At 61.2% G+C, this 25,011-nt stretch carries 21 protein-coding genes and 1 riboswitch; of the genes, 3 read left to right on the top strand and 18 right to left on the bottom strand.

From position 1 onward, the window contains the following. Nucleotides 1–44 precede the first annotated feature (44 nt). The 9 genes from NGJ21_RS16575 to NGJ21_RS16535 all read right to left on the bottom strand — a co-directional run bounded on the left by NGJ21_RS16575 (nt 45) and on the right by NGJ21_RS16535 (nt 9,327). Nucleotides 45–755, bottom strand: coding sequence for a PqiC family protein (locus NGJ21_RS16575; RefSeq protein ID WP_046788112.1), 711 nt, complete (start codon nt 753–755; stop codon nt 45–47). Between the two features lie 175 nt (nt 756–930). Beyond that, complete coding sequence (parC, locus tag NGJ21_RS16570; RefSeq protein ID WP_046788113.1) at nt 931–3,189, bottom strand: DNA topoisomerase IV subunit A; 2,259 nt, start codon at nt 3,187–3,189, stop codon at nt 931–933. Between the two features lie 10 nt (nt 3,190–3,199). Further along, entirely contained in the window at nt 3,200–3,718 is a 519-nt protein-coding gene (locus NGJ21_RS16565) for a retropepsin-like aspartic protease family protein (protein ID WP_046788114.1), read from the bottom strand. Next, nucleotides 3,715–4,701 (bottom strand): esterase-like activity of phytase family protein, encoded by a 987-nt coding sequence (locus tag NGJ21_RS16560; protein WP_115273755.1) that lies wholly within the window; start codon nt 4,699–4,701, stop codon nt 3,715–3,717. Before NGJ21_RS16560 ends, NGJ21_RS16565 begins: the two co-directional genes overlap by 4 nt. After that, nucleotides 4,698–6,602: a DNA topoisomerase IV subunit B gene (parE, locus tag NGJ21_RS16555; RefSeq protein WP_012316499.1), complete on the bottom strand. Its 1,905-nt coding sequence runs from the start codon at nt 6,600–6,602 to the stop codon at nt 4,698–4,700. The genes NGJ21_RS16560 and parE overlap by 4 nt, the downstream gene beginning before the upstream one ends. Beyond that, the gene (locus NGJ21_RS16550) at nt 6,583–7,245 is read right to left on the bottom strand and encodes a YqiA/YcfP family alpha/beta fold hydrolase (RefSeq protein ID WP_251962410.1); all 663 of its coding nucleotides are present in this window, start codon (nt 7,243–7,245) and stop codon (nt 6,583–6,585) included. The genes parE and NGJ21_RS16550 overlap by 20 nt, the downstream gene beginning before the upstream one ends. A 133-nt stretch (nt 7,246–7,378) precedes the next feature. Beyond that, nucleotides 7,379–8,182 carry a 3',5'-cyclic-AMP phosphodiesterase gene (gene cpdA / locus NGJ21_RS16545; RefSeq protein WP_237860346.1) on the bottom strand — a complete coding sequence of 268 codons (804 nt, stop codon included), beginning with the start codon at nt 8,180–8,182 and terminating at the stop codon, nt 7,379–7,381. 84 nt (nt 8,183–8,266) lie between these two features. Then, complete coding sequence (locus NGJ21_RS16540) at nt 8,267–8,719, bottom strand: DUF1249 domain-containing protein (RefSeq protein ID WP_042111790.1); 453 nt, start codon at nt 8,717–8,719, stop codon at nt 8,267–8,269. Next, nucleotides 8,710–9,327, bottom strand: coding sequence for an NUDIX domain-containing protein (locus NGJ21_RS16535; RefSeq protein ID WP_012316503.1), 618 nt, complete (start codon nt 9,325–9,327; stop codon nt 8,710–8,712). The genes NGJ21_RS16540 and NGJ21_RS16535 overlap by 10 nt, the downstream gene beginning before the upstream one ends. A gap of 185 nt (nt 9,328–9,512) precedes the next feature. Here NGJ21_RS16535 and NGJ21_RS16530 point away from each other — a divergent pair, with 185 nt between their 5' ends. Further along, the gene (locus tag NGJ21_RS16530) at nt 9,513–10,259 is read left to right on the top strand and encodes an RsiV family protein (protein ID WP_115273752.1); all 747 of its coding nucleotides are present in this window, start codon (nt 9,513–9,515) and stop codon (nt 10,257–10,259) included. Here the strand turns inward: NGJ21_RS16530 and cytX are convergent. Both cytX and thiC read right to left on the bottom strand, forming a co-directional pair. Next, nucleotides 10,228–11,511: a putative hydroxymethylpyrimidine transporter CytX gene (gene cytX / locus NGJ21_RS16525; protein WP_046788120.1), complete on the bottom strand. Its 1,284-nt coding sequence runs from the start codon at nt 11,509–11,511 to the stop codon at nt 10,228–10,230. The two genes, NGJ21_RS16530 and cytX, sit on opposite strands and share 32 nt — an antisense overlap. Nucleotides 11,512–11,604: 93 nt before the next feature. Further along, nucleotides 11,605–13,491 carry a phosphomethylpyrimidine synthase ThiC gene (gene thiC / locus NGJ21_RS16520; protein WP_046788121.1) on the bottom strand — a complete coding sequence of 629 codons (1,887 nt, stop codon included), beginning with the start codon at nt 13,489–13,491 and terminating at the stop codon, nt 11,605–11,607. 156 nt (nt 13,492–13,647) lie between these two features. After that, nucleotides 13,648–13,754: riboswitch (TPP riboswitch) on the bottom strand. Between the two features lie 161 nt (nt 13,755–13,915). Between thiC and NGJ21_RS16515 the strand changes: the two genes are divergently transcribed. Further along, the gene (locus NGJ21_RS16515) at nt 13,916–15,349 is read left to right on the top strand and encodes a TolC family outer membrane protein (RefSeq protein ID WP_115273751.1); all 1,434 of its coding nucleotides are present in this window, start codon (nt 13,916–13,918) and stop codon (nt 15,347–15,349) included. Nucleotides 15,350–15,692: 343 nt separating this feature from the next. Here the strand turns inward: NGJ21_RS16515 and NGJ21_RS16510 are convergent, their stop codons facing one another. Together NGJ21_RS16510 and NGJ21_RS16505 are read right to left on the bottom strand one after the other, a co-directional pair. Further along, a complete protein-coding gene (locus tag NGJ21_RS16510) occupies nt 15,693–16,244 on the bottom strand; it encodes a single-stranded DNA-binding protein (protein ID WP_012316509.1) in 552 nt (183 codons plus the stop codon). 9 nt (nt 16,245–16,253) lie between these two features. Next, on the bottom strand, nt 16,254–17,648 hold the full coding sequence (locus tag NGJ21_RS16505; RefSeq protein WP_046788131.1) for an MFS transporter: 1,395 nt from the start codon (nt 17,646–17,648) through the stop codon (nt 16,254–16,256). A 129-nt stretch (nt 17,649–17,777) separates the two neighbouring features. On the opposite strand from NGJ21_RS16505, the gene uvrA reads away from it, so the two are divergent. Continuing rightward, on the top strand, nt 17,778–20,612 hold the full coding sequence (gene uvrA / locus NGJ21_RS16500; RefSeq protein WP_251962409.1) for an excinuclease ABC subunit UvrA: 2,835 nt from the start codon (nt 17,778–17,780) through the stop codon (nt 20,610–20,612). 69 nt (nt 20,613–20,681) lie between these two features. Here the strand turns inward: uvrA and bfr are convergent, their stop codons facing one another. The 5 genes from bfr to rpsD all read right to left on the bottom strand — a co-directional run bounded on the left by bfr (nt 20,682) and on the right by rpsD (nt 24,996). After that, complete coding sequence (gene bfr / locus NGJ21_RS16495) at nt 20,682–21,146, bottom strand: bacterioferritin (protein ID WP_012316512.1); 465 nt, start codon at nt 21,144–21,146, stop codon at nt 20,682–20,684. A 164-nt stretch (nt 21,147–21,310) separates the two neighbouring features. Next, nucleotides 21,311–22,750: a catalase gene (locus NGJ21_RS16490; protein ID WP_251962408.1), complete on the bottom strand. Its 1,440-nt coding sequence runs from the start codon at nt 22,748–22,750 to the stop codon at nt 21,311–21,313. A 172-nt stretch (nt 22,751–22,922) separates the two neighbouring features. Beyond that, nucleotides 22,923–23,309 (bottom strand): 50S ribosomal protein L17, encoded by a 387-nt coding sequence (gene rplQ, locus NGJ21_RS16485; RefSeq protein WP_003255451.1) that lies wholly within the window; start codon nt 23,307–23,309, stop codon nt 22,923–22,925. Nucleotides 23,310–23,351: 42 nt separating this feature from the next. Further along, nucleotides 23,352–24,353, bottom strand: a complete 1,002-nt coding sequence (locus NGJ21_RS16480; RefSeq protein ID WP_003255452.1) for a DNA-directed RNA polymerase subunit alpha — start codon at nt 24,351–24,353, stop codon at nt 23,352–23,354. A 22-nt stretch (nt 24,354–24,375) separates the two neighbouring features. Further along, nucleotides 24,376–24,996, bottom strand: a complete 621-nt coding sequence (gene rpsD / locus NGJ21_RS16475; RefSeq protein ID WP_012316514.1) for a 30S ribosomal protein S4 — start codon at nt 24,994–24,996, stop codon at nt 24,376–24,378. Between the last annotated feature and the right edge of the window lie 15 nt (nt 24,997–25,011).

The following is a 25,011-nucleotide window of genomic DNA, read 5'->3' as shown; positions in this document are numbered from 1 at the left end:
AAAGCCCGCACATGTGCGGGCTTTTCTGTATCTGGGGGCAAACATCAGAACCGATAAACTTCCATATCGGTCCGGATAGGGGAAGCCATGGGGATCTTCGACTTCTCCGGTGTTTTCTTGACCTGAACCGGTGCTGCAGGTTTTTTGCGCGACTCTTCGGCAATCGCTGGCTGGTTGGCCAAGGGTTTGACTGCAGCGCTCAACTGCTCTGCCAGCTTCTGCAACAACTGCCCCTGAGCCTGCACCTGCGACGACTCGCTGCCTTCGTGCGGCTGCTCGAGGTGAACGATACGGTTGTCGCGCACATTGCCGCGACGGTCCAGCAAACGCCATTGCGCGTCGAGGATGGCCGGCTGGTTCTTGCCCGAGTCCAGGCGGGTGATCGACAGCAATACCTGTACGTCAGGCGAGAAGCCACTGCTGGCCGGCGCCAGAACCACCCGTTGGCTGTCCAGGCGCCAGGCCAGCTGACGCACCAACAGTTGATCGATGTCTGCCGACAGGCTACCGGCCCAACGACCGTCCGTCGCCGAACTCAGGCTGCCATCAGCCTGGCGCTGCAAAAAGGTTTCACGCTGCAGGTAATCGGCAACCGATACCGGGCCGAGCACCACGGCCATGCCCGCACTCTGCGAAGGCTGGCCAGGATCACCGCTGTCGAGCTGATAGAGGGCAACCGGCTGATGCATGCTGCATCCGCTCAGCCCCAGCAGGCCCGTCATCAATAGCGCAAATGGAAGGCGCAGAAATTTCATTCATCCCATCCAGGCGGTCGCCACCAGGCTAACCGCATTGATACTGATATAGATTCAATCGGGCACACGGCCACGCCGGCACCACAAGGGCACTATCATCCGCGAAATGTCGGTCCGACTCCAGCATTTCTGCCTGGAACGGCGCTGAAATTGCCGCCCCAGACATTTCTACCGGTTACGCCGGAACTTCCACCTGCAAACCGTCAACGCGCTGGAACCCGCGCGGCAGCTTGCTACCCCGCCGTCCACGCTCGCCCTTGTAATGCTCAAGGTCGTCCGGCTTCAAAGACAGGGTACGCTTGCCAGCTTGCAATACAAGGGTCGCGCCCTCGGGGATCACCGCCAGATCTGTAACATATTCTTCACGGCTGGCGACCCGATCACCGGGCACACCGATGATCTTGTTGCCCTTGCCTTTGCCCAGTTGTGGCAGGTCAGCGACCTTGAACACCAGCAAGCGGCCTTCGGTGGTCACTGCCGCCAGCCAGTCCTGCTCACGGTTGGCCACCGGGCGCGGACCGATGACCTTGGCACCGTTAGGCAGGCTGAGCAGCCCCTTGCCGGCCTTGTTCTTGGCCTGCAGGTCCTCACCTTTGACCACAAAGCCGTAACCGGCATCCGATGCCACCACGTACAGCGCATCATCGTCCGGCAACAGCACGCACTCGAAGGTAGCCCCCGGCGGCGGCGTCAGGCGACCGGTCAGCGGCTCGCCCTGGCCACGCGCCGATGGCAAGGTATGCGCCGCCACAGAGTAGCTGCGCCCGGTGGAGTCGATGAGCACGGCAAACTGGTTGGAACGCCCCGCCGCTGCAGCCTTGAAGCCATCCCCGGCCTTGTACGACAGGCCGGTTGCATCGATATCGTGGCCTTTGGCGCAACGCACCCAGCCTTTTTCCGACAGCACGACCGTGACTGGCTCCGTCGGCATCAGCTCGTTTTCCGACAGCGCCTTGGCTTCGGCGCGCGCGACGATCGGCGACCGGCGGTCGTCGCCGTAAGTTTCCGCATCCTTGATCAGTTCGCTGCGCACCAGCTTGCGTAGCTTGGCATCGCTGCCGAGCAGGGCCAGCAGCTTGGCCTGTTCCTTGAGCAGTTCGTCCTGCTCACCGCGGATTTTCATCTCCTCCAGACGGGCCAGCTGGCGCAGGCGCGTCTCGAGGATGTAGTCGGCCTGGATTTCGGTGAGGTCGAAACGAGCGATCAATGCCTGCTTGGGATGCTCCTCGGTACGGATGATGTGGATGACTTCATCGAGGTTGAGGAATGCAGTGAGCAAGCCTTCCAACAGGTGCAGGCGCCTCTCGACCTTCTCCAGGCGATGCTGCAGGCGGCGACGGACGGTACCGATACGGTACTGCAGCCACTCCAGGAGCAAGGCACGCAGGTTCTTGAGCTGCGGCCGGCCATCCAGGCCGATGATGTTGACGTTGACCCGATAGCTGCTTTCCAGCTCGGTAGTGGCGAACAGGTGCTGCATCAGTTCATCGGCATCCACGCGGTTGGAGCGTGGGATGATCACGATACGGCAGGGGTTTTCATGGTCCGACTCGTCACGCAGGTCAGCGACCATCGGCAGCTTCTTCGCCTGCATCTGCGCGGCGATCTGCTCCAGCACCTTGGCCCCGGAGACCTGGTGCGGCAACGCAGTGACGACAATGTCGCCGTCCTCGACCCGGTATACGGCGCGCATACGGATCGAACCGCGGCCGCTTTCGTAGATCTTGAGGATCTCGGCACGCGGCGTGATGATTTCGGCTTCGGTCGGGTAGTCCGGCCCCTGGATGTGTTCACACAGTTGCTCAAGGGTGGCCTTGGGCTCGTCGAGCAGGCGCACACAGGCACTGGCCACTTCGCGCAGGTTATGTGGCGGCACGTCGGTGGCCATGCCGACGGCAATACCGGTGGTGCCGTTTAGCAGGATGTTCGGCAGCCGTGCCGGCAATACTGCAGGCTCCTGCAGGGTACCGTCGAAGTTGGGCACCCAGTCCACGGTACCCTGGCCCAGCTCACCGAGCAGCACCTCGGAGTAGCGCGACAGGCGCGCTTCGGTGTAACGCATCGCCGCGAACGACTTCGGATCGTCCGGCGCACCCCAGTTACCCTGGCCATCGACCAGCGTGTAGCGGTAGCTGAACGGCTGCGCCATCAGCACCATGGCTTCGTAGCAGGCCGAATCGCCGTGGGGGTGGAATTTACCGAGCACGTCGCCGACGGTACGCGCCGACTTCTTGTGCTTGGCATCGGCATCGAGCCCCAACTCGCTCATGGCATAGACGATGCGTCGTTGCACAGGCTTGAGGCCGTCGCCGATGTGCGGCAAGGCCCGATCCATGATCACGTACATGGAATAGTTGAGGTAGGCCTGTTCGGTGAAGTCAGCCAGCGAACGGCGTTCGACGCCGTCGAGGCTGAGTTCCAGTGAGTCGCTCATGCGGGCCTCGTCATTTCAGGTTCTGGCGCAGCAGCATGGTGCCGCCGCGCTGGGTAAATTCAAGTTGTTTCAGAGCGCTCATGCCGAGCAGCACCGTCTGCCCATCCAGCCCCGGCACCACCAGGGCGCGCACGCCCTGCAGGCGGATGTCCCCCAGTTGCAGGCTGTCCAGTCGCGTGCGGTAACCTTCGGTGCGACCGTTGGCGGTGCTGAGGATGACCGGGCTGCCACGTTGCAGGCTCAGGTCACGGGCCAGCGCCTCGGGGATCGCCACGTCGGTGGCTCCGGTATCGAGCATGAAATGCACAGCCTTGCCGTTGATCGCGCCATCTGCCACGAAATGGCCCTGGCCATTGCCCAGCAGGCGCACTTCGATGAAGCCTTCGCCGTGCTCGGACTGCACCTGGGTATTGGGGTTGCGCTCGCGCGCCTCCCACTCACCGAAAAAGCGCGTAGCCAGGAACATCGCCGCCGCCCAGGCGACGATCATCAGTACCCTGCCCGCACGCTTGCCCGGTGGCTGGCTCATGGTGTGGTGCTCCAACCGCCTTGCGGCGCGGCGAAGCGCCAGACGACCGGCCGGCTTTCACCATCGGCGCGGTCAGCGTTGTTGTTGTCAAGACCGATCCATGCGCCCTTGGTATCGATGACCAGCGCTTCGGCCAGGCCGAACGGCTGATCATAGCGTCGCTCGGGTACCAGAGCATCGGCTGCGAACGACCAGCAGCGCTCGACCTCACCGCTGTCGGCATGGCGTCGGCACACACGGTATGCATTACGTTCGAGGGTGAACAGCTTGCCCTCGAACCAGGCCAGGTCGGCGAAATCACGCGAAAGCGCACGGGCATTGGGCATTTGAGGCGGTTGCATCTCGACCCCGGCTTCACTGAGCAGTACGCAAGTGCGTCCGCACGTCCATACCGACTGCTGGCGCTCTATCTTTACCAAGCCGCGGCGCTCACGCTCGGCCGCAAGCCACAGGCGGTCACCGGCAGGGTTGATCGCCAGGCCTTCGAACAGGGCATTGAAGTTCAGCAGCATGCCAGTGGCCCTGGCCTGGCGCATCATCGCCGGGTCAACCCTGAGCCAGGCAGGCGCGCCTACGACCGGCAGTTGCAGCACGGCCACATGCGCTTCGCTGACCAGGTAGATATTACCGGCCTGATCGCAAGTGATACCTTCGTAATCAAACTGGCCACCACGAATGTACGACACCGCCCAGTTGCGCGACTTCAGCCCCCAGGGCAACCCGCTCTCCGGTACCGGGGGCGGGGAAAAAGTCAAAGGCTGGGCGCGCCACACCTCATTGTGCTGGTCGAAGCGGTAGATACGGTCATCATCACGGTCTGAAACACCCCACAGCGCACCTCGGCAAAAAGCCAGCCCGGACAGATTGCCGCCGCGCATGCCGTCAATCGGATGCTCGGATGCCAGCTTCAGCTCCGGCCAGTCGGCTGCCAGGCTCGGCAGAGTAACCAGCGTCAGTAAAACCGCGACAAACAGACGAATCAAACCAGAACCTCGGCCAGATTGCCTTTGGTCTCCAGCCAGTTCTTGCGATCGCCCGCGCGTTTCTTGGCCAGCAGCATATCCATGATTTCGGTAGTACCCTGCAGGTCATCCAGTGTCAGCTGGACCAGGCGCCGGGTGTTCGGGTCCATGGTGGTTTCGCGCAATTGCGGCGGGTTCATCTCGCCCAGCCCCTTGAAGCGGGTGACCTGTGGCTTGCCACGCTTTTTCTCAGCCACCAGGCGGTCGAGAATGCCGTCGCGTTCAGCCTCGTCGAGGGCGTAGTAGATTTCCTTGCCAAGGTCGATACGGTACAGCGGCGGCATGGCGACATAGACGTGGCCTGCTTCGACCAACGGACGGAAGTGCTGAACGAACAGCGCGCACAGCAGGGTCGCGATGTGCAGGCCGTCGGAGTCGGCGTCGGCGAGGATGCAGATCTTGCCGTAGCGCAGCTGCGACAGGTCGGCAGCGCCCGGGTCGACACCGATGGCCACGGCGATGTTATGCACTTCCTGGCTGGCCAGTACCTCGCCACCGTCCACTTCCCAGGTATTGAGGATTTTGCCGCGCAGCGGCAGGATCGCCTGGAATTCCTTGTCACGTGCCTGCTTGGCAGAGCCACCGGCCGAATCACCCTCGACCAGGAACAGCTCGGCCCGCATTGGGTCCTGGCCTGCGCAGTCGGCCAGCTTGCCCGGCAGCGCAGGGCCCTGAGTGACGCGCTTGCGCTCGACTTTCTTGCTGGCCTTGAGGCGGCGGCCGGCGTTGCTGATGGCCAGTTCCGCCAGTTGCATGCCCAGCTCGGGGTGTGCATTGAGCCACAGGCTGAAGGCATCCTTGACCACGCCCGAAACGAATGCCGCAGCCTCGCGGGACGACAGGCGCTCTTTGGTCTGCCCAGAGAACTGTGGCTCCTGCATTTTCATCGAGAGCACGAAAGTGATGCGTTCCCAGACGTCTTCGGGCGCCAGCTTGACCCCACGCGGCAGCAGGTTGCGGAACTCGCAGAACTCGCGCATGGCATCGAGCAGCCCCTGACGCAGGCCATTGACGTGGGTACCGCCCTGGGCGGTGGGGATCAGGTTGACGTAGCTTTCCTGAACACTGTCACCACCTTCTGGCAGCCACAGCAAGGCCCAGTCCACGGCTTCCTTGTTACCGGCCAGGCTGCCGCAGAAGGGCTCGTCCGGCAGGCGCTGGAACTCGCTGACCGAGTCGACCAGGTAGGAACGCAGGCCATCCTCGTAGTGCCATTCGACCTTCTCGCCGCTGGCCTTGTCCTCGAAGCTGACCAACAGGCCCGGGCACAATACGGCCTTGGCCTTGAGCACGTGCTTGAGGCGGCTGATGGAAAACTTGGGAGAATCGAAATACTTCGGGTCGGGGCTGAAGTACACACTGGTGCCGGTGTTGCGTTTGCCGACCGTACCGACCACCTCCAGCTCGCTGGCCTTGAAGCCATCGGCGAAGGTCATCTGGTATTCATTGCCGTCCCGCTTGACGCGCACGCGCACCTGGGTCGACAGGGCATTGACCACCGAGATGCCGACGCCGTGCAGGCCCCCGGAGAACTGGTAGTTCTTGTTGGAGAACTTGCCGCCGGCGTGCAGCTTGGTGAGGATCAGCTCGACCCCCGATACACCCTCTTCCGGATGGATATCCACCGGCATGCCGCGGCCATCGTCGCTGACCTCCAGCGAGTGGTCGGCATGCAGGATGACCTGCACCGAACGGGCGTGGCCAGCCAGGGCTTCGTCGACACTGTTGTCGATGACTTCCTGGGCCAGGTGGTTCGGCCGGCTGGTATCGGTGTACATGCCCGGCCGTTTACGGACCGGGTCAAGGCCCGAGAGGACTTCGATGGCGTCTGCGTTATAGGCGCTAGCGCTGGGATTGGCCATGGGTTCTCGTCGTCAGTCTGGTGAATGCGAAAAAATCAAATACAGAAAAATCGAGCGCCGCATACTGCCCCCGGGCAACTCCGGCGAAGGCAAGCAGGGCTGGTATCTGCTCGGCAAAACCCTGGTAGCCATGGTCGCCACCGGCCTGGATACGCAACGCGCACGCCCGGTAATAACGCTCGGCGTGTCGATAGTCCAGGGTTTCATCGGCGGTCTGCAACCACACTTGATAGCGGCTGGCGTCCGCTGGGGCCGGCACTTCCAGTTCAGCGAGGGCCTGGACATGATCGTGGGTCAGTTCCCAGGTTTCGCCGCTGTAGTGGTTGCGCTGGGTGCCCAGGTAGCCGTCGAACAGTTTGTGCGGGGTGACCGCCGGGTTGATCAGCAGGGCGTTGAGGCCATGGCGCTCGGCCAGATGGGTGGCATAGTAGCCGCCGAGCGAACTGCCGACCAGCAGGGGCGCCCCCAGTTCGGCGATGGCGGCTTCGAGCTGTGCAATGGCCTGGCGCGGGTGATGGTGCAAGGCGGGTACGCGCAACTGGCCTGACAGACCTAGCTGCTGCATCACAGCCTGGAGCTGACGCGCCTTGGTGGAGAGCGGTGAGCTGTTCAAGCCATGGATATAGAGGATGGAACCCGACATGCTGCCCCCGGAATCTTTGGCTTCGCGCCCGATGGTGGAGGCGCAGGGATGCGCAGTGTAGCGTGTTCGCCGTGTTTTGGCGCTGCGGCGGGTTTTTCGCAACAATTTTTGGGCTGCACGGCGGCCCCTGGTTTCAATAGCCCGGGCTATCAAAATCGAGCTTCACCTCAAAGTCCGTGGCCCGCTGCACCCCGGTCTCCAGCCGCCCGTCGGCATGCAGGCGCAACCACCGGTAACCCGGCTGCTCCTCGCTCACCTTGAAGTCTTCGCTACGAGCGGCGAACTGTATGCAGGTCGATGGCGTGGCCAGCAGGCGCAAACCGCCACGCAGCTCATCCCACTCCTGATGAATATGCCCCCAAAGCAGCGCCTTCACCTGTGGATAACCCTCAAGCCGGCGCAACAATTCGTCAGCATTGCGCAAACCGATCGGTGCTATCCAGGCGCAGCCGATATCCACAGGTTGATGGTGACAGCAGACCAGGCAATGGCGCCCCCCTGCCGACACCAGCGCATCATCGAGCAGCGACAGCTGTGCCGGCTCAAGCAGCCCATGGGTCGCACCTTGCACCGCCGAATTGAGCATGATGATACGCCAGGCGCCGATATCGGTTACCGCCTGCACCAGCTCCGGCGCCACCTCGGCCATGACCCTGGCTTCATCATGATTACCCGGCAACCAGCGCGCCGGTACGGCGAAGTCACCCGTCAGATCACGGAACGCCTGATACGAGGCAGCACTGCCATCCTGCGAAAGATCACCGGTGCACAGCAGCAAATCGACACACGGCTGTTCGCGGCGCACCTGGGCGATCACATGGCGCAGGCTATCGCGCGTGCGCAGCCCCAGCAGCGTGCCCGCAGGGTCAGCGAACAGGTGAGCGTCAGTCAATTGCACCACGCATACGGGTGCCTGAGAGGGGTCTGGGTGCGGCACCGGCCGTCTCCTCGGGGAATTCAGCACGAATTATGGCGGGGGATTGGTTGCGAGCAAATAGTCGAAACCGACCGGCATCACATTTCAGCGCACACTTGCCAGCTCGTGACCACAGGCCAGGCAGTGGCTCAGCCATTCCCCGAGAAACAGATTGAGCTGGGCCTTTTCATCCGGCTGGTGCATGGACTGGTTGGGGTACGGGTAGATGCTGCGCAGGCGCCGGGTATGCTCGGCGCTGACCACTTCGGCCATGCGCGCATCGTGGTACACCTGCACCTCCAGGTGGGGCACCGGTAGCCAAGGCAGGCTGTGCTCCTGGCGCACCCGCAGGGTGGTGGTGTAGGGGCAGGCCAGCACCACATCGAGCACCAGCACGCCGAGCATCTGGTCGCCCTGGGTCATGCCGATGCGGCGCGAACTCTGGGTGGTACGCATGTCGGGAAGCAGGCGCATGAGCCGGGCGTAGTTGGCTTCACAGGCTGCCTGCAGCCCGGCCAGATCGACCCGATAACGCTCACGCAGCAGGTTCACTTCCACATACCTCGTACTTCATCTCTGTTGAGCGCCAGCCATTGCAGGCCAATGATCGTCGCCGCATTGCAGATGCGCCCGTCGCGCACGGCCTGCAAGGCATCTTCGAACGACCAGACCCGCACGCGGATATCTTCGCCCTCTTCTTCCAGGCCATGCAGCCCCCCGGCGCCTTCGCTGCTGCAGCGGCCAAGGAACAGGTGCACGTATTCATCACTGCCGCCGGGCGATGGGAAATAACGGGTCATCGGCCACAGGGCGCTGAAGGTCAGACCGGCTTCTTCTTCGGCTTCACGATGAGCGACCTCTTCAGGCTGTTCGTCCTTGTCGATCAGGCCGGCGACCATCTCGATCAGCCAGGGATTGTCGACTTTATCCAGCGCGCCGACGCGAAACTGCTCGATCAACACCACTTCATCGCGCAGTGGATCGTAAGGCAGCACGCAAACGGCATCATGGCGCACGAACAGTTCGCGGCTGATCTCGCGGCCCATGCCCCCGGCAAACAGCTCATGGCGCAGGCGAAGCTTGTCGAGCTTGTAGAAGCCCTGGAAGCAATTGGCCCGTTCGATGATGTCGAAGCCCTTGGGCACTGAATTCAACGCGTCTGACATGGAAATCCTCATTACCTCAAATACTGCTTCGCGCCATCCTACTCTGCACGCCTGCCTGTTTCACCCCTTTCCGGTAACCGTTCGCGCAGTCGGGACAGCGGCTCTTCTCTCTGTTAGCTTAGTGGCGAACTGAAGGCCGCGCAGGCGGTCAAAGGCCGACTTTTCCCTGTATTGCAAGGATCATCATGACACTTGTCAAACTGACTGCCGTGGCTGTGCTGGCCTTGGCCCTCGGTGCCTGCCAGAGCCTGTTCGCGCCGAATTACCGTGCCCCACTGGAGGTAAAGCGCGACGCCTGGGAGCACGTAAAGCCAGGTTGCAGCGAGAGTGACTGCCCACTGGTGAACATTGACACCATTCACTTCCCGGACCTGCCCAAGCTCGACGGCATCGTCGAAAAACGCCTGCTGCAACTGACCGAAGACAACCAGCATGGCACCGCACCAAGCACTTTGCAGGCGTATGAGCAGCAATACCTGGCCACCGCCGACAAACGCAACAGCAGCTACCTGCAAGCCAAGGTACGTGAACAGCATGACGGGCTGGTGATCATCGAGCTGTCCAGCTACCTCGACAGCGGCGGCGCCCATGGCATGCCAGGCCGGGGCTTCATCAACTATTCGCGCAAGCTGGACAAGGTGCTGACCCTGCAAGACATGCTGGTGCCGGGCCAGGAAGATACCTTCTGGAAAACGGTAGAAGAATCGCACCGCGCCTGGTTGATCAGCGTGGGCATGGACAAGGATGCCGAGTTCGTCAAAACCTGGCCATTCAAGAAGTCGCCGCACATCGCCCTGACGTACGGCGCAGTGGTGGTCAAATATGAGGTCTATACCATCGCGCCCTACTCCATGGGCCACGTGGAGTTGAAAATCCCCTACCCACGCCTGAACGGCGTGCTCAAGCCCGAACTGTTCCCCGGCCGCGGCTGAGACTCAGTAGCGCATGCAGCCCACCCGCCAGCAACAATGCCGGCAGGGTAGCGCCGAACTCTGGCGCTTGCGCAGCGATGCTGTGATAGGCCACCACACCCACCGCCCAGGCCAGCAGCGCCTGCCAGTGCAAACCATCAATTTGTGCTGGAAGGCGGCGGCGGCGGATCACGAAGTGGTCCGTCAGCACCACACCGAACAGCGGCGCGAACACCGAGCCGATCAGCAGCAGGAAGTTTTCGTACTGGGCAAGCGGCGCCAGCAGGGCAATCAGGGTGCATAGCACACCGATGCCCAACGCCAGGTACTCGACCTTCAGGCGTACCAGCAGACTGGTCGATACCGCAGCCGAGTGGATATCGGCAAAGGCCTTCTCCGACTCGTCCAGCAAAATCAGCAGCAACGGAATACCCAGCCCGGCACCGGCCAGGGCCAGCAGCAGCGCATTGGCCTCACCGCTCGGCGCAAAGGCCAGGGTGTAGGCCACGCCAAGGCTCATCAACCAGGTATTGCCAATGAAGTAACCGAGCACGGTCCCGCCGAACACTCGCTTGGCGCTGCGGGCAAAACGTGAGTAGTCGGCGATCAATGGCAACCAGGACAGCGGCATGGCGATGACGATGTCGAAGCCCACAGCCAGCGACATCGACCCATCTGCGCTGCGCCGCCACAGCTCGCCCAGGTCAGCCTTGGCGAACAGGTTCCAGGTCAGCCACAGGCAAGCGCCCAACAACAGCCAGATCCCCCATTTGCGCAGCACCTTGCGCACGAATGCCAGCGGCCCGCTGACCGCGAGCAGCGTAGCCAGGCCACCGAAGCAGAGGGTCCAGAACATCGGGCTGTTCCATAGACTGCCTTCACCGAAGGTGCGCGCGCCGAGCAGGCTGGCGGCGTCACGCATGACAATGATCTCGAACGCGCCCCAACCGACCAGTTGCAGCAGGTTGAGCAGCGCTGGCAGGCGCACGCCTTGGCTGCCCAGGCTCAGGCGCAGGGTGGCCATGGCGCAAAGGCCCGTATCGCTGCCAATCACGCCTGCCGCCCCAAGCAGCAGCACGCCCACGCCGGTGCCCAGGGCGATGGCCAGCACCGCGCCGGCCAGGCCCAGGCCTGGAGCGAGCATCGCGCCGACCTGCAGGACCATCAGGCCGATACCGAGGGAAAACCAGAGCGAGAACAGGTCGCGACCACCGAACGGGCGTTGGCTGGTGGGGACAGGGTGGTCGGGGGAAAAATGGCTGGGAGTTGTCATTGTTGTTACTCGACAAAAGAAAACAAATCGACACGGTCGTTGCAGGAGCGGCGCACCGGCAAGGCCGCTCCTGCAACAGATCAGCGCTGCGGCTTACACCTTGTGGTACAGCTGGCTGCCTTCCTGGCGGAACCGTTCGGCCTGCTCGCGCATCCCCTCCTCAACCGATACATCCACCGCATCGATGCGCAGGTTGGCGGCGTATTCCCGTACTTCCTGGGTGATTTTCATCGAGCAGAACTTCGGCCCGCACATCGAGCAGAAGTGCGCGACCTTAGCCGATTCCTTCGGCAGGGTTTCATCGTGGAAGGCACGTGCGGTGTCAGGGTCCAGGCCCAGGTTGAACTGGTCCTCCCAGCGGAACTCGAAACGCGCCTTGGACAGGGCATTGTCACGGATCTGCGCGCCCGGGTGGCCCTTGGCAAGGTCGGCTGCATGCGCGGCGATCTTGTAAGTGATGATGCCGGTCTTGACGTCATCCTTGTTCGGCAGGCCCAGGTGCTCCTTGGGGGTGACGTAGCACAGCATGGCGCAGCCGAACCAGCCGATCATGGCCGCACCGATGCCCGAGGTGATGTGGTCGTAACCAGGCGCAATGTCGGTGGTCAAAGGGCCGAGGGTGTAGAACGGCGCTTCGTCGCAGCACTCCAGCTGCTTGTCCATATTCTCTTTGATGAGCTGCATCGGCACATGGCCAGGGCCTTCGATCATGCACTGCACGTCGTGCTTCCAGGCGATCTTGGTCAGCTCGCCAAGGGTTTCCAGCTCACCGAACTGCGCAGCGTCGTTGGCATCGGCAATCGAGCCTGGGCGTAGCCCGTCACCGAGCGAGAAGCTCACGTCGTAAGCCTTCATGATTTCGCAGATCTCATCGAAATGCGTGTACAGGAAATTCTCCTGGTGATGCGCCAGGCACCACTTGGCCATGATCGAACCGCCGCGGCTGACGATACCGGTGACCCGCTTGGCGGTCAGTGGCACGTAGCGCAGCAGCACGCCAGCATGGATGGTGAAGTAGTCCACGCCCTGCTCGGCCTGCTCGATCAGCGTGTCGCGGAACAGCTCCCAGGTCAGGTCCTCGGCAACCCCACCGACCTTCTCCAGGGCCTGGTAGATCGGTACGGTACCGATGGGTACCGGCGAGTTGCGGATGATCCACTCGCGGGTTTCATGGATGTGCTTGCCGGTCGACAGGTCCATGACCGTGTCCGAGCCCCAGCGAATACCCCAGGTCAGCTTGGCTACTTCCTCCTCGATCGAGGAACCCAGGGCGCTGTTGCCGATGTTGCCGTTGATCTTCACCAGGAAGTTGCGGCCGATGATCATCGGCTCCAGTTCCGTGTGGTTGATGTTGGCCGGGATGATCGCGCGACCGCGGGCGATTTCCTCGCGCACGAATTCGGCGGTGATCTCTTTGGGGATGTTGGCGCCGAAGCTGTGGCCGGCGTGCTGCTGCTTGAGCAAGCCAGCAGCGCGGGCCTCCTGCAGCTTCATGTTCTCGCGGATGGCGACGTATTCCATCTCGGCGGTGATGATGCCCTGGCGGGCGTAGTGCATCTGCGAGACGTTGGCGCCAGCCTTGGCGCGGCGCGGGTTGCGCACATGGTTGAAGCGCAGCTTGGCCAGTTCGGCGTCGTTCAGCCGCTGCTGGCCGAAGTTCGAGCTCAGCCCACCCAGGCGCTCGGTATCGCCACGGGCGTCGATCCAGGCCGAACGCACATCGGCCAGGCCTTTGCGCACATCGATGATGACGTCGGGATCGGTGTAGGGGCCGGAAGTGTCATAGACCATCACCGGCGCGTTGGCTTCGCCGCCAAAGTCGGTGGGGGTGTCGTGCAGGCTGATTTCGCGCATCGGCACGCGTATGTCCGGGCGCGAGCCCTCGACATAGACCTTGCGCGAACGCGGGAAGGGTTGCACGGACTGCTGATCGACTTGCGCCGACTCGCTGAGGTTGATCGTTTTTTCTTGTTTGCTCATCACAGGCTCCAGACAGCTTCCTAGCGGTGGAATGTCGGGGAGAACCTGAAAGACGCGGACGCACCCCTTGGCGGGCATGCAGTGCCGGATACATGGAGTGCCTTGAGCTGCTTGCAGCTGCGACATTCCCGGACCTGGCACAAGAGGCTCCCCGGGAAGGCGAGCAATCTTGTTCCCTACGCAGGCGCTAACCTGATCAGGTTCAACGGGATCCGCACCTATGCGATCTCAGCCTTTGCTTCAAGGCACCCCGACAAGAACGTGCGCAGTCTAGACTGGAGTGGCCGGCAAAGCCAAGCGTGTAAAACGGGGGGATGATGAAAGGCACAGCCAACGATTGTTGCCAGTTGCGCATGGCACTACACTGCCCCAACGCTCGATACTCAACAGTTCAGTAATTAAATTTCGTACAAGGATTGCCTCTATGCTGCGCAAACTTTCACTGGCGATTGCCGTGTCTTGTGCGTCCAACGGAGTGGCCTGGGCAGCGGATGTGCCCATGACGGTCAAGACTGACCTGGTCAGCGTCTACCAGGAAGCGGTCGACAACAACGCCGATCTTGCCGCCGCCCGCGCCGATTATGGCGCGCGCCGCGAAGTGGTGCCCCAGGCCCGCGCCGGCCTGCTGCCCAACCTGTCGGCAGGTGCCGAAATGATGAACACCCGCACCAAGCTCGACGAACCCTCGATCACCTCCAACCGCAGCGGCAACGCCTGGAGCGCCACCCTGGCGCAACCTGTCTTCCGCGCCGACCGCTGGTTCCAGTTGCAGGCCGCCGAAGCTGTCAATGAGCAGGCAGCGCTGGAGTTGTCTGCCACCGAACAGAATCTGATCCTGCAGACCGCGCAAAGCTACTTTGCCGTGCTGCGGGCCCAGGACAACCTTGCAGCCACCAAGGCCGAAGAATCGGCTTTCAAGCGCCAACTCGACCAGTCCAACGAACGTTTCGATGTCGGCCTGTCCGACAAGACCGACGTACTGCAATCCCAGGCCAGCTATGACACCGCCCGGGCCAACCGGATCATCGCCGAACGCCAGGTGCAGGATGCCTTCGAGGCATTGGTGACCCTCACCAACCGCGAATACACGTCGATCCAGGGCGTTGTCCACACCTTGCCCATACAGGTGCCCACGCCCAACGATGCCAAGGCCTGGGTCGAGACTGCCGGGCGGCAGAACCTCAACCTGCTGGCAACCAACTACGCAGTCGATGCCGCCGAAGAAACCCTGCGCCAGCGCAAGGCCGGCCACGCCCCGACACTGGATGCGGTAGCCAAGTACCAGAAAGGCGACAACGACAGCCTGGGCTTCACCAACCCTTCGCAACTGGGCGTGCGCTATAGCGGTGACGTGGAGCAGACCAGCATCGGCCTGCAACTGAACATTCCGATCTACAGCGGCGGCCTGACCAGCTCGCAGGTACGCGAGGCATACCAGCGCCTGAGCCAGAGCGAGCAACAACGCGAGAGCCTGCGCCGCCAGGTGGTGGAGAACACACGCAACCTGCACCGTGCCGTGAATACCGATGTGGAACAGGTGCAAGCGCGCAAGCAGTCGATCATTTCCAACCAGAGCGCGCTGGAAGCCACCGAGATCGGTTACCAGGTCGGTACCCGCAACATCGTCGACGTGCTCGATGCCCAGCGCCAGCTGTACACCTCGGTTCGCGACTACAACAACAGCCGGTACGACTACATTCTCGACAACCTGAGCCTGAAGCAGGCAGCCGGCACCTTGAGCCCACAGGACCTGGTGGACCTCAAGCGGTACCTGAAGGCGGACTACAACCCGGACAAGGACTTCCTGCCACCGGACCTGGCGGCGGCAGCGGCGAAGAACTTCGAACGCAGGCCTTGAGGTAGGCGCTGGTTTCTTCGCGGGTAAACCTGCACCCACAGGGCTTGCGCCAGTGTTTCGACAATGCGCCTACCCTGTGGCCGGCTTGCCGGCGTGCCCGTCAGGCAGTCACTGCAATCGTCGAATCAAAGCGTTGGATGGGCGCATCCGAAAACCCACTACTCGCAGGCTCGGGGGCAAACGCAGGCCGGCCCTGGGATCAACGATCTCAGGGGCGCAGTGAAAAGCCCTTGGCATATACTTCCCGATCTTCCCGGCCATCCGTGAAGCCTCCCAAAAAAAACCCAGGGCAAATGCCCTGGGTTTTCGATGAAGCGGGACGTCTTACCGGCCTGGAGTTGCTCTAGAACGGAATATCGTCATCAAAGCTGTCAAAGTCAGCAGCCGGCTGCGGCGCGGGCTGTTGCGGCGCTGGGCGCTGCTGGGCCTGTTGCGGGCGCGGGGCCTGCTGACGCGGTGGGGCCTGGTTGTACTGTTGCTGCTGGCCACCCTGGTTGTAGTTGTTACCACCACCCTGGTTGTACTGGTCGCCGCCACCTTGTTGGTTCTGCGGACGCCCACCAAGCAGCTGCATGGTGCCCTGCATGTCGACGATGATTTCGGTGGTGTAACGCTTGATGCCGTCTTTTTCCCACTCGCGGGTCTGCAGCTTGCCTTCGATGTACACTTGCGAACCCTTGCGCAGGTATTCGCCAGCGATTTCAGCAACCTTGCCGAACATCGACACACGGTGCCACTCGGTACGCTCGACCTTTTGGCCCGACTGCTTGTCGGTCCACTGCTCGCTGGTAGCCAGGCTCAGGTTGGTCACGGCGTTACCGTTGGGCAGGTAGCGGACTTCGGGATCCTGGCCACAGGTGCCGACCAGAATGACTTTGTTAACCCCACGGGCCATAACGTTCTCCTAGGCTTCGCACGCCGATGAGGCTGGGTTCACCAGACGCTCGAGGGTCGCACGGTCCAAAATTTTCGTATCCAGTTTGATATAGATGGCAGCTTCTTCTGCCACCACAACGGCGTCGGTCACACCCGGCACGGCCATCAGGCGCTCGGTCAGGCCGGCTTCCCGGACTGCCTCAGGCGTCAGTGGCATGCGCAGGCTGGTCACATAAGGCGGCTCGTTCATGCGCAACGCGACCACCAGCCATACGGCACACAGCACCGCGCAACCGAGGAACACCGTGTTCAGCCCACCGTGCTGGAACAGCCAGCCACCAAGGATTCCACCCAGCGCTGCGCCAAGGAACTGGCTGGTGGAATACACCCCCATCGCCGTCCCCTTGCCGCCAGCAGGCGACACCTTGCTAACCAGCGACGGCAGCGATGCCTCCAGCAGGTTGAATGCAGTAAAGAATACCACGGTGCCAATCACCAGTCCGCGCAAGTTGTCAGCCCACTGCCAGAAGAACACCTCCACCAGCAGCAACACACTGACCGCTCCAGCCAATACGCGTTTCATCTTGCGCTTTTTTTCGCCATAGATGATGAACGGGACCATTGCAAAAAATGAGATGAACAGCGCGGTCAGGTATACCCACCAATGCTCTTCCTTGGGCAAGCCGCCGCGCTCGACGAAGGCCAGAGGCAGCGCGACGAAGCTCGCCATGAGGATCGCGTGGAGGATGAAGATACCGGTGTCCAGGCGCAGAAGGTCCGGATGGCGCAGGGTTGGGCCGAGCGCCTGGCGCGCCACACCCGACTCGCGGTGCTGCAAAGTGCTGTGGGTGTTGGGCACGACAAAAGCGATCAGCAAAATGCCGACCAGGGCAAGTCCTGCCGTGGCGAGGAACAATCCTGACAGGCCGAAGGCGCTGGTGAGAAGCGGGCCGACGACCATCGCCACGGCGAACGACAGGCCGATGCTCATGCCGATCATGGCCATGGCCTTGGTACGGTGCTGCTCGCGGGTCAGGTCGGACAGCAGCGCCATGACTGCAGCAGAAATTGCCCCGGCGCCTTGCAGAATGCGCCCGGCAATCACGCCCCAGATGGAGTCGGCTTGAGCCGCCAGCACACTGCCCAGGGCGAAGATCACCAGGCCCAGATAGATCACCGGACGTCGCCCGATGCGGTCGGAAATCATCCCGAACGGGATCTGAAAAAACGCCTGGGTCAGGCCATAGGCACCGATGGCCAGGCCGATCAGCGCGGGCGTGGCGCCGGCCATGTCCATGCCGTAAGTGGCCAGCACCGGCAGGACCATGAACATGCCCAGCATACGAAAGGCAAAGACCAGGGCCAGGCCGCCAGCGGCGCGCGTTTCGCTGCCACTCATGCGCTCGTTGTGGGTGTCGTGCATGGATTAACCTCGTGTGAACCGGCGGCGATTCTATCAGTCCGACAGCTTGACGGCATCTACGCGACGCTTTGCCGCGTACTGGCAGCGCGCCGTATACTTCCTTGTTTATGCCCGCCAAGCGAGGCCGCAGTGGACAAGATCCTGATTCGTGGGGCACGTACCCACAACCTGAAGAACATCGACCTGACCCTGCCGCGGGACAAGCTGATCGTGATCACCGGCTTGTCCGGGTCGGGGAAGTCTTCCCTGGCATTCGATACCTTGTACGCCGAGGGTCAGCGCCGCTATGTGGAATCGCTGTCGGCCTACGCCCGGCAATTCCTGTCGATGATGGAAAAGCCTGACGTCGACACCATCGAAGGCCTGTCGCCCGCCATCTCCATCGAGCAGAAGTCGACTTCGCACAACCCGCGTTCGACGGTAGGTACCATCACCGAAATCTACGACTACCTACGCCTGCTTTATGCTCGCGTGGGTACGCCGCGCTGCCCGGACCACGACATTCCGCTGGAGGCGCAGACCATCAGCCAGATGGTCGACCTGGTGCTGGAGCGCCCGGAAGGCAGCAAGCTGATGCTGCTGGCACCGGTGATCCGCGAGCGCAAGGGTGAGCACCTGGCCGTGTTCGACGAATTGCGTGCCCAGGGCTTCGTTCGGGCACGCGTCAACGGCAAGCTCTACGAACTCGACGAACTGCCCAAGCTGGACAAGCAGAAGAAGCACAGCATCGATGTGGTAGTGGACCGCTTCAAGGTCCGCGCCGACCTGCAACAACGCCTTGCCGAGTCATTCGAGACCGCTCTCAAGCTGGCCGACGGCATCGCCCTGGTTGCACCGATGGACGATGAGGAAGGCGAAGAGACGATCTTCTCCGCCCGCTTCGCCTGCCCGGTCTGCGGCCATGCGATCAGCGAGCTGGAGCCCAAGCTGTTCTCCTTCAACAACCCGGCCGGCGCCTGCCCGACCTGCGACGGCCTGGGGGTGAAGCAATTTTTCGATATCAAGCGTCTGGTCAACAGCGAGCTGACATTGGCCGAGGGTGCTATCCGCGGCTGGGATCGGCGCAACGTCTATTACTTCCAGATGCTTGGCTCGCTGGCAGCGCATTACGACTTCAGCCTGGAGGAGCCGTTCGGCGAGCTTTCGGCCGAACACCAGAAAGTGATCCTGCAAGGCAGCGGCAAGCAGAGCGTCGACTTCAAGTACCTGAACGACCGTGGCGATATCGTCAAGCGTTCGCACCCGTTCGAAGGGATCGTGCCCAACCTGGAGCGGCGTTACCGCGAGACCGAGTCGGCCACGGTGCGCGAGGAGCTGGCCAAGTTCCTCGGCACCCAGCCCTGCCCCGACTGCCGCGGCACCCGCCTGCGCCGGGAAGCCCGTCATGTCTGGGTAGGCGAAAAAACCCTGCCGGCGGTGACCAACCTGCCTATCGGTGAAGCCAGCAGCTACTTCGGCGAGCTGACCTTGACCGGGCGTCGCGGTGAAATCGCTGCAAAGATCCTCAAGGAAATCTGCGAACGCCTACAGTTTCTGGTCAACGTCGGCCTGGACTACCTCACTCTGGATCGCAGTGCCGACACCCTGTCCGGCGGCGAAGCGCAGCGGATCCGCCTTGCCAGCCAGATTGGCGCAGGGCTGGTCGGAGTGATGTATATCCTTGATGAGCCGTCCATCGGTCTTCATCAACGCGACAACGACCGCCTGCTCGCCACCCTGAACCACCTGCGCGATCTGGGTAATACCGTGATCGTGGTCGAGCACGACGAAGACGCCATTCGCCTGGCTGACTACGTGGTGGACATCGGCCCGGGTGCCGGCGTACACGGTGGCCAGATCGTTGCCGAGGGCACGCCTCAGGAAGTCATGGCACATCCCGACTCGCTGACCGGGAAGTACCTGTCTGGGCGCAAGAAAATCGCTGTACCGGCCAAACGCACCCCCCGCGACAAAAAGCTATCCCTCAAGCTCAAGGGTGCGCGTGGCAACAACCTGCAGAACGTTGATCTGGAAATCCCGATCGGTCTGCTGACCTGCGTGACTGGCGTATCCGGCTCGGGCAAGTCGACGTTGATCAACAACACGCTGTATCCCCTGGCCGCTACAGCCCTCAATGGTGCGAGCAGCCTGGAAGCCGCCCCGCACAGCAACATGGATGGCCTGCAGCACCTGGACAAGGTTGTCGATATCGACCAGAGCCCGATCGGCCGCACACCGCGTTCGAACCCGGCGACCTATACCGGCATCTTTACCCCGATTCGCGAGCTGTTTTCCGGCGTGCCGGAATCGCGCTCGCGCGGCTACGGCCCAGGGCGTTTCTCGTTCAACGTCAAGGGCGGGCGTTGCGAGGCGTGCCAAGGCGATGGGCTGATCAAGGTGGAGATGCACTTCCTGCCAGATATCTACGTGCCGTGCGACGTGTGCAAGAGCAAGCGCTACAACCGCGAAACCCTGGAGATCAAATACAAGGGCAAGAACATCCACGAGGTGCTGGAAATGACCATCGAGGATGCTCGCGAATTCTTCGATGCGGTGCCGGCCCTGGCGCGCAAGCTGCAAACCCTGATGGATGTGGGGCTGTCTTACATCAAACTGGGGCAGTCGGCGACCACGCTGTCGGGCGGTGAAGCGCAAAGGGTCAAGCTCTCACGCGAACTGTCCAAGCGCGATACTGGCAAGACGTTGTACATCCTTGACGAGCCGACCACCGGCCTGCACTTCGCCGATATCCAGCAGTTGCTGGATGTGTTGCATCGCCTGCGCGACCACGGCAACACCGTGGTGGTTATCGAACATAACCTCGATGTGATCAAGACCGCGGACTGGTTGGTTGACCTGGGCCCGGAGGGTGGTTCAAAGGGTGGGCAAATTATTGCCAGCGGTACACCGGAAGAGCTGGCAAAGATGAAGCAGTCGTACACAGGGCACTATCTCAAACCGCTTCTGGAGCGTGACCGGGCCTGATCTGCCTGTGCATGAAAAAGCCCCTGGTTACCGACGGTGCCAGGGGCTCTTTTTTAGTCTGTGGATAACTTACATCTGCGACTGCAGGTAGTTTTCCAGGCCGATGGCCTTGATCAGGCCCTGCTGCTTCTCAAGCCAATAGGTGTGATCTTCTTCGGTATCGGCCAGCTGGGCACGCAGGATATCGCGACTGATGTAGTCCTTGTGCAGCTCGCACAGCTCGATGCCCTTGCACAGGGCGGCACGAACCTTGTACTCAAGCTTGAGGTCCGCTTCGATCATTTCGGGCACGGTACTGCCCACTTCCAGGTCATCCGCGCGCATATCGGGGGTGCCTTCGAGCATGAGGATACGCCGCATCAGCGCATCGGCGTGCTGGGTTTCCTCTTCCATTTCATGGTTGATGCGTTCGTAGAGCTTGGACAGGCCCCAGTCTTCGTACATGCGCGAGTGAATGAAGTACTGATCGCGTGCGGCCAGTTCGCCCTTCAGCAACGTGACGAGATAATTGATTACGTCCGGGTGACCTTGCATCGCCCTGATTCTCCGTGTGGATACGTCTAATGAAACATAGTTTGAACCAGGAATTGCTTGCGGTCACTGAAAACTGCGCAATCAGGGGCAAAAAATCGGGTAAACAGTAGTGATATTCATTGAAAAACCGCCCAAATGAGGGCGGTTCTTCTTATCACTTCGAGTTAGGCGAGATTCACGCCCAATGCCTTGGCGATGCCTTCACCGTAGGCTGGGTCAGCCCTGAAGAAGTACTGCAACTGACGGTGGATGACATCTTCACTGACGCCTGCCATGGTTCCAGCGATATTGCTGATCAGCAGTGCCTTTTGCTCATCGCTCATCAAGCGGAACAGTGCACCGGCGTGGCTGTAATAGTCGTTGTCTTCACGGTGATCGTAGCGATCAGCTGCTCCATTGAGGGCCAATGCTGGTTCGCCATGGTCAGGCGACTGCTTTGGCGCGTCGCGATAGCTGTTGGGCTCGTAATTGGGCGCACCGCCATAACTACCAAAAGCCATCGAACCATCACGCTGGTAGCTATTGACCGGGCAGCGTGGCGCGTTGACGGGCAACTGCTGGTGGTTGGTGCCCACGCGGTAGCGATGCGCATCGGCATAGGCGAACACGCGGCCCTGCAGCATGCGATCTGGCGAAAGCCCCACGCCCGGCACCATGTTGCTCGGGCCAAACGCTGCCTGCTCGACTTCGGCGAAATAGTTGAGCGGGTTGCGGTTAAGTTCCAGCACACCTACCTCGATCAACGGATAGTCCTTCTGCGACCAGGTCTTGGTCACATCGAACGGATTTTCATCGCGACTGGCCGCCTCCTCTTCAGTCATGACCTGAATGCACACGGTCCAACGCGGGTAGTCTGCGCGTTCGATGGCCTCGAACAGGTCGCGCTGGGCGTAGTCAGGGTCTGTACCGGCCAGGCGCGCAGCATCGGCGGGCGTAAGGTTCTTGATGCCTTGTTGGGTCTTGAAGTGCCATTTGACCCAGGTACGCTCGCCAGCAGCGCTGATCAGGCTATAGGTGTGGCTGCCGAAGCCGTGCATGTGGCGGTAGCCGTCCGGGATGCCACGATCAGAGAACAGGATGGTGACCTGGTGCAACGCCTCCGGCGAATGCGACCAGAAGTCCCACATCATCTGGGCGTTCTTCAGGTTGGTTTGTGGGTGGCGCTTCTGGGTGTGAATAAAGTCCGGGAATTTGAGCGGGTCACGAATGAAGAAAACCGGGGTGTTGTTACCCACGATGTCCCAGTTGCCTTCCTCGGTGTAAAACTTTACTGCAAAGCCACGAGGATCACGCTCGGTATCTGCCGAACCGCGCTCGCCACCGACGGTAGAAAAACGCAGGAAGGTTTCAGTCTGCTTACCAATCGTGTCGAACAGCTTGGCCTTGGTATATCGAGTGATGTCCTGGGTGACTGTAAAGGTGCCATAGGCTCCGGAGCCCTTGGCGTGTACACGCCGTTCAGGGATGTTCTCTCGGTTGAAGTGAGCGAGTTTCTCGATCAGGTGGAAATCGTCGAGCAGCAGCGGGCCGTGCGGGCCAGCAGAGCGGGAATTCTGGTTGTCAGCTACGGGGGCACCGCTGGCGGTGGTGAGAATCTTGCTCATGGGCTCTCCATATCGGTCTTGGACTGCCGGCGAACCGGCTTGGATAGGAGTATCGACGAGCGGTTGTTTCAAAACAAATTCATTACATGCCTTGTATCAATAGAAATAAACAATACCTGCAGAAACAAAAAACCGGGCACTAGGCCCGGTTTTTTGTAGCAGACAGAACGTCTTACTCGGCAGCTTCTACAGCACCACCGACTGGACGATCAACCAGCTCGACGTACGCCATAGGCGCGTTGTCGCCAGCGCGGAAACCGCACTTCAGGATGCGCAGGTAGCCGCCCTGACGGGTGGCGTAGCGCTTGCCCAGATCGTTGAACAGTTTGCCAACAGCCGACTTCGAACGGGTACGGTCGAAGGCCAGACGGCGGTTAGCAACGCTGTCTTCCTTGGCCAGGGTGATCAGCGGCTCGGCAACGCGGCGCAGTTCCTTGGCTTTCGGCAGGGTGGTTTTGATCAGCTCGTGCTCGATCAGCGACACAGCCATGTTCTGGAACATAGCTTTGCGGTGAGAGCTGGTACGGCTCAGGTGACGTCCACTTTTACGATGACGCATGATTCATTCCTTACCAAACACTACGTTCGGTGATTACGACGATCAGGCGGTCGCCTTGTCGTCTTTCTTAAGACTTGCAGGCGGCCAGTTGTCGAGGCGCATGCCGAGAGACAGACCACGAGAGGCCAGCACGTCCTTGATTTCAGTCAGGGACTTCTTGCCCAGGTTAGGAGTCTTCAACAACTCTACTTCGGTACGCTGAATCAGGTCGCCGATGTAGTAGATGTTCTCCGCCTTGAGGCAGTTGGCCGAACGTACAGTCAGTTCCAGGTCGTCAACCGGACGCAGCAGGATCGGATCGATCTCGTCTTCCTGCTCGACTACGACAGGCTCGCTGTCACCTTTGAGGTCGACGAACGCGGCCAACTGCTGTTGCAGGATGGTCGCAGCGCGGCGGATAGCCTCTTCAGGATCCAGGGTGCCGTTGGTTTCCAGATCAATGACCAGCTTGTCCAGGTTGGTACGCTGTTCAACACGGGCGTTCTCGACCACATAGGCGATACGACGCACCGGGCTGAACGAAGCGTCCAGCTGCAGACGGCCAATGCTACGGCTTTCGTCTTCGTCGGTTTGACGGGAGTCAGCCGGCTCGTAACCGCGACCACGAGCTACAGTGAGCTTCATGTTCAGGGCGCCGTTGGACGCCAGGTTCGCGATTACGTGATCGGGGTTGACGATCTCGACATCGTGATCCAGCTGAATATCGGCAGCGGTAACCACCCCCGAACCCTTTTTCGACAAGGTCAGCGTAACTTCGTCACGACCGTGCAGTTTGATAGCCAGGCCTTTAAGGTTCAACAGGATTTCAATTACGTCTTCCTGTACACCTTCGATCGCGGAGTACTCATGGAGTACGCCATCGATCTCGGCCTCGACTACTGCACAGCCAGGCATGGAGGACAACAGGATGCGGCGCAGCGCGTTGCCCAGGGTATGGCCGAAGCCACGCTCGAGAGGCTCGAGCGTGATCTTGGCGCGGGTCGGACTGACTACCTGCACATCAATATGGCGGGGAGTCAGGAACTCATTTACCGAAATCTGCATGGATGCACCTATTTTCTAGCCCTTACTTGGAGTAGAGCTCGACAATCAGGTTTTCGTTGATGTCGGCAGACAGGTCGCCGCGAGCAGGAACGTTCTTGAAAACGCCCGACTTCTTAGCGGAATCTACGTCTACCCACTCAACGCGGCCACGCTGGGCGCACAGTTCAAGGGCTTGAACAATGCGCAGCTGGTTCGACGACTTCTCGCGAACCGCGACCACGTCACCCGGACGAACTTGGTAGGATGGAATGTTTACAGTCTTACCGTTGACGCTGATCGCTTTGTGCGAAACCAGCTGACGGGACTCGGAACGAGTCGAGCCGAAGCCCATACGGTAGACGACGTTATCCAGACGGCACTCGAGCAGTTGCAGCAGGTTCTCACCGGTTGCGCCTTTTTTCGAGGCAGCAGCCTGGTAGTAACCGCGGAACTGACGCTCCAGAACACCGTAGATACGACGGACTTTTTGTTTCTCGCGCAGCTGGGTACCGTAGTCGGACTGACGGCCACGGCGCTGGCCGTGGATACCTGGGGCTGCTTCGATGTTGCACTTCGATTCCAGAGCGCGAACGCCGCTCTTCAGGAACAGGTCGGTGCCTTCACGACGAGACAGTTTGCATTTTGGACCAATGTAACGTGCCATTCTTCTGTCTCCTGA

Source organism: Pseudomonas sp. Marseille-Q5299, assembly GCF_943737035.1.
GTDB lineage: Bacteria > Pseudomonadota > Gammaproteobacteria > Pseudomonadales > Pseudomonadaceae > Aquipseudomonas > Aquipseudomonas putida_E.
The sequence above is the reverse complement of the archived record's forward strand: the minus strand, read 5'-3'. Positions and strand labels throughout refer to the sequence as shown.

What these genes read in the sequence shown, in the direction of transcription:
- NGJ21_RS16505 (WP_046788131.1), bottom strand. Translation starts at nt 17,648, where the DNA reads ATGCACGACACCCACAACGAGCGCATGAGTGGCAGCGAAACGCGCGCC.
- NGJ21_RS16490 (WP_251962408.1), bottom strand. Translation starts at nt 22,750, where the DNA reads ATGAGCAAGATTCTCACCACCGCCAGCGGTGCCCCCGTAGCTGACAAC.
- NGJ21_RS16575 (WP_046788112.1), bottom strand. Translation starts at nt 755, where the DNA reads ATGAAATTTCTGCGCCTTCCATTTGCGCTATTGATGACGGGCCTGCTG.
- NGJ21_RS16530 (WP_115273752.1), top strand. Translation starts at nt 9,513, where the DNA reads ATGACACTTGTCAAACTGACTGCCGTGGCTGTGCTGGCCTTGGCCCTC.
- rpsD (WP_012316514.1), bottom strand. Translation starts at nt 24,996, where the DNA reads ATGGCACGTTACATTGGTCCAAAATGCAAACTGTCTCGTCGTGAAGGC.
- rplQ (WP_003255451.1), bottom strand. Translation starts at nt 23,309, where the DNA reads ATGCGTCATCGTAAAAGTGGACGTCACCTGAGCCGTACCAGCTCTCAC.
- parC (WP_046788113.1), bottom strand. Translation starts at nt 3,189, where the DNA reads ATGAGCGACTCACTGGAACTCAGCCTCGACGGCGTCGAACGCCGTTCG.
- bfr (WP_012316512.1), bottom strand. Translation starts at nt 21,146, where the DNA reads ATGCAAGGTCACCCGGACGTAATCAATTATCTCGTCACGTTGCTGAAG.
- NGJ21_RS16535 (WP_012316503.1), bottom strand. Translation starts at nt 9,327, where the DNA reads ATGTCAGACGCGTTGAATTCAGTGCCCAAGGGCTTCGACATCATCGAA.
- NGJ21_RS16565 (WP_046788114.1), bottom strand. Translation starts at nt 3,718, where the DNA reads ATGAGCCAGCCACCGGGCAAGCGTGCGGGCAGGGTACTGATGATCGTC.
- thiC (WP_046788121.1), bottom strand. Translation starts at nt 13,491, where the DNA reads ATGAGCAAACAAGAAAAAACGATCAACCTCAGCGAGTCGGCGCAAGTC.
- parE (WP_012316499.1), bottom strand. Translation starts at nt 6,602, where the DNA reads ATGGCCAATCCCAGCGCTAGCGCCTATAACGCAGACGCCATCGAAGTC.
- NGJ21_RS16515 (WP_115273751.1), top strand. Translation starts at nt 13,916, where the DNA reads ATGCTGCGCAAACTTTCACTGGCGATTGCCGTGTCTTGTGCGTCCAAC.
- NGJ21_RS16550 (WP_251962410.1), bottom strand. Translation starts at nt 7,245, where the DNA reads ATGTCGGGTTCCATCCTCTATATCCATGGCTTGAACAGCTCACCGCTC.
- NGJ21_RS16510 (WP_012316509.1), bottom strand. Translation starts at nt 16,244, where the DNA reads ATGGCCCGTGGGGTTAACAAAGTCATTCTGGTCGGCACCTGTGGCCAG.
- cytX (WP_046788120.1), bottom strand. Translation starts at nt 11,511, where the DNA reads ATGACAACTCCCAGCCATTTTTCCCCCGACCACCCTGTCCCCACCAGC.
- NGJ21_RS16480 (WP_003255452.1), bottom strand. Translation starts at nt 24,353, where the DNA reads ATGCAGATTTCGGTAAATGAGTTCCTGACTCCCCGCCATATTGATGTG.